Genomic DNA, 8,718 nt, shown 5'->3' on the forward strand with positions numbered 1-8,718 from the left:
TCTATCGAACGACCGCTCCATACTACCAATGATGAGAAGGCGTCAACGGTATAAATAGCAGATGCGAAATTGGATCGACGCCTGTAAGGCCCCCATCATGGAAACCACCCACGATGAACTGACCAAAGCTCGCGCAATAATGCGTTCCGGGCACAAAGTGTTGTTTCACAGTGGTCTATCCAGTGATGCAGAGGACATCGGTCGCTACGGACTAATCCCCTCGAACGATGGTCCATGGGTCCGCGAAGTTGCAAATAGTGCATTTGATAATGACGTCGACGTTGAGCAGCATTTAGAGAAAGCTGTCCCTATCGTCTGGTTATCAGATGAGCCGACGTGGGTTAACATCAAATCTCAGCGTTCTTCTGGAAACTCCGTAGGAGTGGCGTCACAACAGACTGTGTTGGAACACGCCCATCTCGCTCTCGTCAACGCCGATGATTATGCGGACGAAATTTTTTACGTTGGCGAAGATGGGCTCAACAACGGCCCCTACTCCACGGTATGGGACGTTCGCGGGAAAGCTCATAAATTTTATGAGACCAATCTCTATGCCTTTGATGATGACACACAATCTTCAATCGAACCGTTTGGAATCGAACGCAATGAATGGATTTCGGCTTCCGACCTAGAAGTGGTGGCAAATTTGAGAGGATCGGAAGTCATCGCCTTTATGCGGGAATTCTACCCCACGTTGATCACCGAAGCAGACCGGCCTCGCCCGATGACTCCCGCCGATTATCGGGCGTCTGGTCCGACGCTTTTCGATCGCACCGACAAACCAGAGGGTCAGTATATCGAGGGCGACCACGCCGACGAAATGACCCCGGAACAAGCTCGCCAGTATCTCGATCGCCACCCCAATGGCACACTCCACCACGACTGGTTCGAGACCGACGCCTTCATCACCCGCGACATCAACGGGAACTATCTGTTCTACAATCCGCAGCTTGAGCAGAGAAGCAATCCCGGCGCGGCTATCGAACTATGGACGTGGGATTTTCTCGACGAAATTCGCGCCGCCACTCGTGCCGGGGACCCCGATATCGAGACCGGTTGGTGGTATCACCCCGGCCGCGAAATGGACATGATCAACGGCGGGATCGATTGGTGGGAGGCCGTCCGCAACGGCGATTATACCAAGGGCGGACAGCGCAGCATCGGCTAGTCGCCCGATCGGAGCGCAAGTCTATAGCGCTCCGATCGAAAGGCGCACTCAGGCAAGCGCGCCTCTCGTCCTAGCCATCGAACCATTGATATAGTCGATGATCGATTGCCAGTCCTTCTCCGGATCGAAACCCGCTTTGTCGTCGAGCAGAATGCTGAAATAGAATTTCTTCTCGAAATTCCCCGACGCGGTGTTGGCGATCTCTGGGTTCTCGTTGAAGTAATCAACCGCGATATCATACTCGGCGAGAAAATCGATGATCGCCTGATATTCCTCAGGGTGACAGGACGACCACAGGATCAGCCGATGATCAGGCAGTGACGAGATTTTCCGCAACGCCTCAATGGCGCTGCCATCCGTGAACATGTAGCCGCCCTGCTGATAGTTCGAGCGAAAGACCACTCCATGGAGGTCTACCGCCCAAAAAATCAGAGGCTCATTGCGCTCCACCGAGACACGGAACGCGCGATCGATTGCCGTCAAAATGCTCATTGGTGCCTCCCCTCAGATTGCAGTGCTTTCCCAGATGGCTTTCATTCTGGCTTCCATGCCACGTTGCCACGCTGCGTGGTGAACGTCGAAGTCGCGGTAAAATTCTTCCGACGTGATCCGGCGGAAGGACATCCAGCACGACATGAGCCAGAAAAGCTCATCCTCGGAATGCATATAGGGTGAGATCATCTGATCTGCGGAGAGTTCCACGACTTGATCCCAGCCCACGTCACCGCCATAGAGTTTGACCTGCATCGTCCCATAATCACCGACGAAGACCCACTGGTCACGATTGCGGCTCGTGAAATAGCTGACGAACTTCCCCTCGATGTCGATCGCAGGGTCACCACATTCGGTGGAGTGACGGTTGGGGATGGTCAGCAGGTGAGCGGTCATATTGGTCCTCATCAAATTGAGCTATAAAATCAGTCTTTTGGTAGCGCTTCGATCTTAATATGTAAATCCGTATAGATCGATTCCAGAGGAATGGGGCAGCTATCGCCACCAAGGGCGTCAATGATCGCCCTCTCCTTCTCGCACTCGGCGACATGATCGGGGTCGAGCATATGTTGCCGATAGAAATACAACGATCTGGTCACATGGAGAACGGTGCGACCAGTGACCGCGCGCACGTCCCACGATCGCACAAAGCCATCTAGCGATCGCTCATACACATAGCTACCAACCATGGGCAACTGGCCACGGGAGAGACGCATAGGAGGCAGCCATGTACCGGTCTCATAGTCCCAGACGACGATATCAGTTGCCATTGTCTGCGATCGCCTCCCGGAACCGGTCCGCTACTTCACGATGTGGAAAGCCGACGATGAAGTCGATCAGGTATACCAACCGGGTCGGATAGGGTTTGAAAGGGTTCTCGTGGATAGCCCCACACCGGAATGTCATTCCGATATCGTAGTCGGTTTCGGGTTCAATATGAAACACCATGGTTTCCAGTTCACCGGGCAGATAGAGATGCCGAAAATGGGCGATCTGGAAATCGTCGCGGCACCGGACCGCCACATGATGCGGGTACCGGGGAGGCCGTATCCACGGATGCAGAGACCAATGATCTTCGGAATCTGGTTGCAGTCCAGCGGTGAGCCGCCGCAAAACGTCTCCGGGTAGATCGCCTGCCTCTGGGAGCGGTCGTGCTGAGTTTTTCAGGCGCGTCCATTCCTCGTCGGTGAACGCGAAGGCGTCCTCGCTCATCCAGTCATGGACGTGGAACTGGGTCACGACGGTAGAGTCGAGAGAGTGATAGGTGATTGCGTGTCTCATATGCAGACCCTGAATGAGCAGCCGATCGGAATTCAATTAGTTTCGTCGATACCAAGCATTCTCTGAAAGTGCGGGAGATCGCTCGTGCCACATGTCTGTATCCGGCAGCGATTTAGAGCGGCGAGTGCAACTTCATGACACCGGATCAGCAACCCGATATCCTGCTTCTCGATGCACTGGTGGGGCGAACACAAATGCGTCCACTGCCCGTGCTCGATCGGCACGACACATTCGGAATCATGGGCCGGGCACCATGCGAACACAGCGTTGCCCGCCATAACCTCGGCGCATCCGAAGCAATCTCCGCCACAGTCGAGACCATAATCGTATGGTTCGACGGGTGTGGCGGTGGTGGTTCGGCCGCAGGTCGAGCATTTCATTTAGCGACACCCAGAATACGCGCGACCCTCGCCCGATCGTTTGCAACAATTGTGGCTTTAATTTCGTCACTTATGTCGAAATGATCCTCTACATCCTTTACTAAGCACCTTAGTGCTACGACACCGGAATTTCTCTCCGAAAATAGGTTTTCCAACAGGACATACACTTTAATCAGAGAGGTAATGCAGCGTTCTATTAACTCGAATGTGATAACACCTTTTTCACCAATCACCCAATCGAATGTTTTATGAGCGTACTCGTTATTTGCGATAACAACAAAATCTCTGAAATATCTTTCTATATCATTATGCAATGATGCCCAGAATTTATCAGGAACGCACTCCTCCCGACTACCTGTAGGCATGCCACCCGCATCCTCGATCATTTTATCGAAGTCTTCATGGGCTCTTTTCGCGAATTCCCATGCGCCTGTGCAGAAACATTCGTCGTTCCCGTTTTCTATATGAGCGCGAAATTCGTTTCGCCATTCCACTTCGCTTGATCGCCACTCAAACATACCAGAGCGCATCGTTACATACTCTTCTCTAGTAAAAAGATGAGCTTTCTTTTTGAGCAAAAGAGCAAGCCTACCAAATGACGTTTCCTTGCTATCGAGCATGATCGCCCGAAGTCGCGACACCATTGCGACGACGTAGTCCGACGTCACCTGATTGAATACAAGTGGTGTAGAAATTACACCGTCACGGGTCAGGAGAACGTAATCCCTTAACTTCATGTAAGAAATGAAGCTATTTGTGATATCACGAATTTGGCCAGAAAACGAATGCTGCTTGTCGAAATCCTCATTCAGCAACCTTACCACACATAACCTAAGTTTCTCTCCGCTATGCGCCTTCGTCAATTCTTTCCATGTATCGGACAGTATGTTTGTGCTCATGGCCACCATCATGCCGCTTACGGAAGGATCGAGTTCTTCGACCAGACGATAGTCGAGCTTACGACTGGACGTCTCATCATCGATCGTCCCATAGTTGGTGAAGTCGAGGCTACCAAATTTGCTTTCAAGCTCGGAAATGATTTCGGCAGGAATATACTGCGGGGCTTCAAAAATGCTCATATGGGGAATGTATCGAAGCCGTATCGTTCACCTCAATATAAATGCGCATAGGCCGAAGACTATTCTTCAAAATCGTAATCGGGCGCAAGATGCTTGTAGCGTCTTACGCCATTCCTGCGCCCGCAATTTGGGCATTTCTCATAGTGAGAGACGACGGCCCGATCGCATATGCACCAGCCCTTCCCTCTTGTGGCTTGCATTTTGGTGTCACGATTTCTACCCATGTGCTCATTCCATTTGAGGATCAACCGCTAGCTACGGCTTTCTCGAAGTATGCCTTCAGCGCGATATAATCGCGTTGGCGCTCATCGCGCGCCGCCACGCTTTCGTCGTGCGACCGTATCGGTCTATTGCGCGCCTGATCGTAAAGAGCATTAAGCGCTGCTGTTGCTGCGTCATTCCACGGGCCATCGTAGTTCCACGTCCCTGTGGCATTTTCGAAAACAACGCCATGGAACCCGTTCCACAGTTCAAATTCACCATGACCGGGCAGAGTGATTGCATATTCATATTTGCACTTCAAAGGATCGGCGTCGATCTTGCATTTACGCTGGAACCGGAACAGACCTGAGCGGAAGCTTCCATGCAACATCGCCCAGCGCGGTTGAAGACGGTATAGCTCGCTGATCTGGTAAACTGTGTGGTTCATATAGCGCTCCATCAAATCTGCTGGAGCGTTACGTCATCAGGTTATGCACAGTCAATAACGCTATCCTACGCGATCAGTCATGCTGATCATATCGCGCATTACAGTTCATCCAACTGTTCGAGGAAATCGGTAGGCGACCATGTCCCGCGCCATGCCGTGAAGAGGAAATCATATTCGTGTGAGCGTGCGGCGCTCTCGGCCAGCGGTCGAAGGAACGGCGTATAATCCTCATGATCGTGATCGATGAGGAGATAACCGTCTTCCCGGAATGTCGCGAAGGCGCGCTTGCGATAACCGCTATATCCATAGTCTATCCCCAGCAAAGCGGCAGCCTGATCGTGGGTGGCATCATAGGCGTCCCACCAGATGAGCAGGCCATTGTTGTCAAATATGCCTCTCAGCCGCTGATCCCGGCTCTGTTGTGCCAAAAGGAGGAGAGTGCTGGCGGTCGGGTTCGGGCGGGAAAAGCGGATGCCCTCGATTACTGCTTCGTTGAGGTCTACCATGTCGATGAAATTACGCATGACCTATTTAGGCAGCGTCAGCGATCTCGCATTTCCCGGTCGTGAAGCTTTACCCCAACGATTTGAGCCAGTATGAACCAACAGAAGGTTACGGTATTGCAGATCGGCCACAACAGCCACATCAAGACAAGACCCGGAAGAGCCATAAATGTTGCCTTACCGACATTACGGCTATCGGTCACCATAATGAGCCAGCCTGCCTCTCGCCACATGCACCAAGGCACACCGATCGCGAAATAGGCCAGCATGATGTAGAATGTATTCGTCAAATCCAGTTCCTGAAAATGGCCGCAGGAGAGGCGTACCTGTCCTGCGGTCCGGGACGCGGATCAAGTCCGCTGCTGAACGAAGAGCCGATCCTTCCAACCCTGTCGGCCACCCCTTGGGTAGGGTTCATTAAGCGGGACCTATCATGACAGTGACCTGCGACGTAACTGCACCTAACACCAACAGGGCTGAAAGCCCATGGCCGTAACGGTCCTACACAGGTTGCCATGAAAAGCCCGAGAGGTCGCGCTCTCAAACTCTTTTGGTCCCGCTGCTGGCTGCCCGTATGTCGGCAGCCAGAGTTCACATCACGGCTAGGGTTGCGGGAGTAGTGCTCGAACCTACCAGATTGCCGGGATATGAACCCGGTGACGAACCGTCTTGTCCTTCCCGCGACCGTAGCCGTGATGTTCTTTATTTATACGGTAGGCGCGAAAAGCCCGTCCATAATTATTTTCACCCATCTCGCATTTCTTTTTCGTGCGTTCGACGCAATTCATCCTCTCGGTAGTTGACGAATGTGCAGCACTGGCACTTTGCCACCATAGTCTTTCGCCCTTTGAGGTTGGCGTTCCCTGCATGTCTCGCGCTCTTCATCAATGATATTTACCAGATGGGGTGTCCCGATCGCAATTATGGACAGACACTGGCGAAAACGATAGGGCTGGTCATCATTTAGCGAGACCATTTCATGTGTGAACAATGCACCACCAACGCCGTTGGCTTCGGCGAACCCCTCCCCGGCTGGTATCTCAAGCGTGCGCGCCGAGATGGGAATGATTGGAAGAAGGGTGAATGGGGCCTCATCCGGTCCAATGATCCGACTTTCAAATGGTCCCTGACCCCTACCCCCTCTCCCATGTGGGGATGACCGATGAAGAGGAAGAGGCTTGGTTTGAGGCGGTCGATAAAACCAGCCCCGAGTATCATCGCGGCATCAAGCTCATCGTCTCTAAGGAGTTCGACGAGTATGAGGATCAATTCATGTGCGACCCTCGTTCCGGGTATATGCTGATCACCGCCGCTATGGAGAGAGGCTATGATCCGCATGAGAGCGGCCACATCGCACATTGGCTCTTCGATTATCTGGGGGAATGGTTGAAGACCGCACCGATGGAGGAAGAGGGTGATGCCCTACCAGATTACGGCCCGGTCGATTACACGATCGGTCGCGACTGATCAGCGTTCATTTCTCAACCTCGCCACTTCAAAGAAGTTGCTTCCATCTTTGGCCAGCAGCTTGACCTTCTTGAGTGGGATTTCCCACATCTGGCGAGGAACGATCTTGCCCTGATTGGCGACATGGGCACCCAAGCGGATGAACTCGTGCTTCTGCGCATCGGACATATGCTTGAGCATTTTCTTCCCGATTTTGATCCAGTCGGTATAGTTGCCGTCCTTGGCGCGGCGGATGGTGGTCTCCCCCATCATCCGCTCAGCCTGATACGCCAGACCTCCGACGACCGAAGACGCGATGATCTCGGCATATTTCGGTTCATTGGCGTAATAGGACGATGCGCGGTTCCAATAGACCGCGATCATTTCGCCGACGCTGTCCTCGTCAGGCTGGACATCGCCCAGATCGTTGCCATCGAACACGAAGACGTAGCCGCTGGCTTTTGGATCATCGCCGGGTTTGACGATATCATGACCGAGATAGCTGCCCCCGATCGCATAGACCGTGGCATAGGCAACGTCTGCGGAGAGATATACGCGCTGATCGACCGGCCGGGCCGTGGGTTTGCGATCACCATATTTGACGTCCGTATACTGGGGGTCGAGACCGTTCTTCCAGATCGATGCCGCAGCCTCTTTGCTTCTGGTGCCGTGATAAAATGTCTGGTTGCGCATGGCGTCACTCGGCTGAGCCATTTCAGTGATCTGCACGTCATCACGATATGGTTTGAAGAAGGCTAGGTCAAACGGGTTCAGAACCCCATCTGTGTTGACGATATCGTAGCTTTTGCCGTTGGTCTTGCAATAGGCCCAACCGTGGATACCCGGCCAACTCAATTCGGCGTCGTTGAACATCTGGTCCCACGTCAGGCCGGGCCACGGCTTCATGTTCGGCCAATGTTTGGCGATCAGGGCCTCATCAAACCCGACGGGCTCATCATTATATTCGCCGTCATAGCGATAGAAATTGCCGATTTCGAGACTCTGAAAGACGTTTGGTGCCTCACTCTCAAGTGCATCTGCGAAATCGAAACACTGACCGTTGTTGATTTCAGCGGGAGTGAGGTTCTGTTCAGCAACCCATTGATCGCGCAGCGCGGCGACAATTGTGGATGGATCGTTCGGGGTCGACATTTCGACAATCATGTCGATGAAATCACGCATCCAAATCACACCAACCCTCTTCAGTCAGATCAAATAGCTGAGTTACATCGTAAGCTCTAATCGTGTGGTCGCCGCGAATGATGGCTGCTTTCGTGCGATGCCCGCCTTCCACCAACACCCATTTTCCTTCGTGGCGTCGGATGATGATTTCCGGTGCCTTCGTCGTTCGCTGGCTATAAGAACGCACCACAGCATCGCTGGCGGCCCGATTGGTCACGTCCAGTTCGGACAGGTCGATTTCGACCAATGGAATTGCCAACATGGTCTCGACGAAACGAACGACCTCGTGGAGGTTCGGTGAACCGAACAGGAACTCGGCGATATAGCCATCGGTGAAGGAGGCACTCCCATATCGGGTCTCCCAGAAGTCGCGAAATGCGGAAGGACCGTGGGGTCCTATCATCACATCGAGAATGTCGGATTTCGCGGCGGCAGGAAGAGCTTCCAAGGGCGTTCCTTGTGTGGTCTCCATCAATTTTATCCAATGGCGCATGTTCATATTTATCGAAGGCGAAATTCTACCGACGTCGATATGTGA

At 52.9% G+C, this 8,718-nt stretch carries 12 protein-coding genes; 2 read left to right on the top strand and 10 right to left on the bottom strand.

Annotated features, from left to right (window positions below; all coding sequences use genetic code 11):
• Window positions 1-97 precede the first annotated feature (97 nt).
• Window positions 98-1,168 (top strand): hypothetical protein, encoded by a 1,071-nt coding sequence (locus tag AC0KVN_RS03550; RefSeq protein ID WP_483655751.1) that lies wholly within the window; start codon window positions 98-100, stop codon window positions 1,166-1,168.
• Window positions 1,169-1,216: 48 nt separating this feature from the next.
• On the opposite strand, the gene AC0KVN_RS03555 is transcribed toward AC0KVN_RS03550, so the two are convergent.
• The 8 genes from AC0KVN_RS03555 to AC0KVN_RS03590 all read right to left on the bottom strand — a co-directional run bounded on the left by AC0KVN_RS03555 (window position 1,217) and on the right by AC0KVN_RS03590 (window position 5,842).
• On the bottom strand, window positions 1,217-1,660 hold the full coding sequence (locus AC0KVN_RS03555; protein ID WP_483655752.1) for a hypothetical protein: 444 nt from the start codon (window positions 1,658-1,660) through the stop codon (window positions 1,217-1,219).
• A gap of 12 nt (window positions 1,661-1,672) precedes the next feature.
• Entirely contained in the window at window positions 1,673-2,056 is a 384-nt protein-coding gene (locus tag AC0KVN_RS03560; protein ID WP_483655753.1) for a hypothetical protein, read from the bottom strand.
• A 29-nt stretch (window positions 2,057-2,085) separates the two neighbouring features.
• A complete protein-coding gene (locus tag AC0KVN_RS03565; protein WP_483655754.1) occupies window positions 2,086-2,430 on the bottom strand; it encodes a hypothetical protein in 345 nt (114 codons plus the stop codon).
• On the bottom strand, window positions 2,420-2,941 hold the full coding sequence (locus AC0KVN_RS03570) for a hypothetical protein (RefSeq protein WP_483655755.1): 522 nt from the start codon (window positions 2,939-2,941) through the stop codon (window positions 2,420-2,422). The genes AC0KVN_RS03565 and AC0KVN_RS03570 overlap by 11 nt, the downstream gene beginning before the upstream one ends.
• Before the next feature lie 376 nt (window positions 2,942-3,317).
• Window positions 3,318-4,400, bottom strand: coding sequence for a hypothetical protein (locus tag AC0KVN_RS03575; protein ID WP_483655756.1), 1,083 nt, complete (start codon window positions 4,398-4,400; stop codon window positions 3,318-3,320).
• A 244-nt stretch (window positions 4,401-4,644) separates the two neighbouring features.
• Window positions 4,645-5,049 carry a hypothetical protein gene (locus AC0KVN_RS03580; RefSeq protein WP_483655757.1) on the bottom strand — a complete coding sequence of 135 codons (405 nt, stop codon included), beginning with the start codon at window positions 5,047-5,049 and terminating at the stop codon, window positions 4,645-4,647.
• A 98-nt stretch (window positions 5,050-5,147) separates the two neighbouring features.
• On the bottom strand, window positions 5,148-5,573 hold the full coding sequence (locus AC0KVN_RS03585; RefSeq protein WP_483655758.1) for a hypothetical protein: 426 nt from the start codon (window positions 5,571-5,573) through the stop codon (window positions 5,148-5,150).
• 17 nt (window positions 5,574-5,590) lie between these two features.
• The gene (locus AC0KVN_RS03590; protein ID WP_483655759.1) at window positions 5,591-5,842 is read right to left on the bottom strand and encodes a hypothetical protein; all 252 of its coding nucleotides are present in this window, start codon (window positions 5,840-5,842) and stop codon (window positions 5,591-5,593) included.
• 829 nt (window positions 5,843-6,671) lie between these two features.
• Here AC0KVN_RS03590 and AC0KVN_RS03595 point away from each other — a divergent pair.
• A complete protein-coding gene (locus tag AC0KVN_RS03595) occupies window positions 6,672-7,019 on the top strand; it encodes a hypothetical protein (protein ID WP_483655760.1) in 348 nt (115 codons plus the stop codon).
• Here AC0KVN_RS03595 and AC0KVN_RS03600 read toward each other — a convergent pair whose 3' ends face one another.
• Together AC0KVN_RS03600 and AC0KVN_RS03605 are read right to left on the bottom strand one after the other, a co-directional pair.
• Entirely contained in the window at window positions 7,020-8,180 is a 1,161-nt protein-coding gene (locus AC0KVN_RS03600; protein ID WP_483655761.1) for a hypothetical protein, read from the bottom strand.
• The gene (locus AC0KVN_RS03605; protein WP_483655762.1) at window positions 8,173-8,652 is read right to left on the bottom strand and encodes a hypothetical protein; all 480 of its coding nucleotides are present in this window, start codon (window positions 8,650-8,652) and stop codon (window positions 8,173-8,175) included. Before AC0KVN_RS03605 ends, AC0KVN_RS03600 begins: the two co-directional genes overlap by 8 nt.
• Window positions 8,653-8,718 lie beyond the last annotated feature (66 nt).

It is taken from the genome of Sphingobium sp. SG1 (assembly GCF_057063145.1).

Excerpts from the sequence above, each read along its gene's own strand:
- AC0KVN_RS03550 (WP_483655751.1), top strand. The coding sequence starts at position 98 with ATGGAAACCACCCACGATGAACTGACCAAAGCTCGCGCAATAATGCGT.
- AC0KVN_RS03555 (WP_483655752.1), bottom strand. The coding sequence starts at position 1,660 with ATGAGCATTTTGACGGCAATCGATCGCGCGTTCCGTGTCTCGGTGGAG.
- AC0KVN_RS03560 (WP_483655753.1), bottom strand. The coding sequence starts at position 2,056 with ATGACCGCTCACCTGCTGACCATCCCCAACCGTCACTCCACCGAATGT.
- AC0KVN_RS03565 (WP_483655754.1), bottom strand. The coding sequence starts at position 2,430 with ATGGCAACTGATATCGTCGTCTGGGACTATGAGACCGGTACATGGCTG.
- AC0KVN_RS03570 (WP_483655755.1), bottom strand. The coding sequence starts at position 2,941 with ATGAGACACGCAATCACCTATCACTCTCTCGACTCTACCGTCGTGACC.
- AC0KVN_RS03575 (WP_483655756.1), bottom strand. The coding sequence starts at position 4,400 with ATGAGCATTTTTGAAGCCCCGCAGTATATTCCTGCCGAAATCATTTCC.
- AC0KVN_RS03580 (WP_483655757.1), bottom strand. The coding sequence starts at position 5,049 with ATGAACCACACAGTTTACCAGATCAGCGAGCTATACCGTCTTCAACCG.
- AC0KVN_RS03585 (WP_483655758.1), bottom strand. The coding sequence starts at position 5,573 with ATGCGTAATTTCATCGACATGGTAGACCTCAACGAAGCAGTAATCGAG.
- AC0KVN_RS03595 (WP_483655760.1), top strand. The coding sequence starts at position 6,672 with ATGGTCCCTGACCCCTACCCCCTCTCCCATGTGGGGATGACCGATGAA.
- AC0KVN_RS03600 (WP_483655761.1), bottom strand. The coding sequence starts at position 8,180 with ATGCGTGATTTCATCGACATGATTGTCGAAATGTCGACCCCGAACGAT.
- AC0KVN_RS03605 (WP_483655762.1), bottom strand. The coding sequence starts at position 8,652 with ATGGAGACCACACAAGGAACGCCCTTGGAAGCTCTTCCTGCCGCCGCG.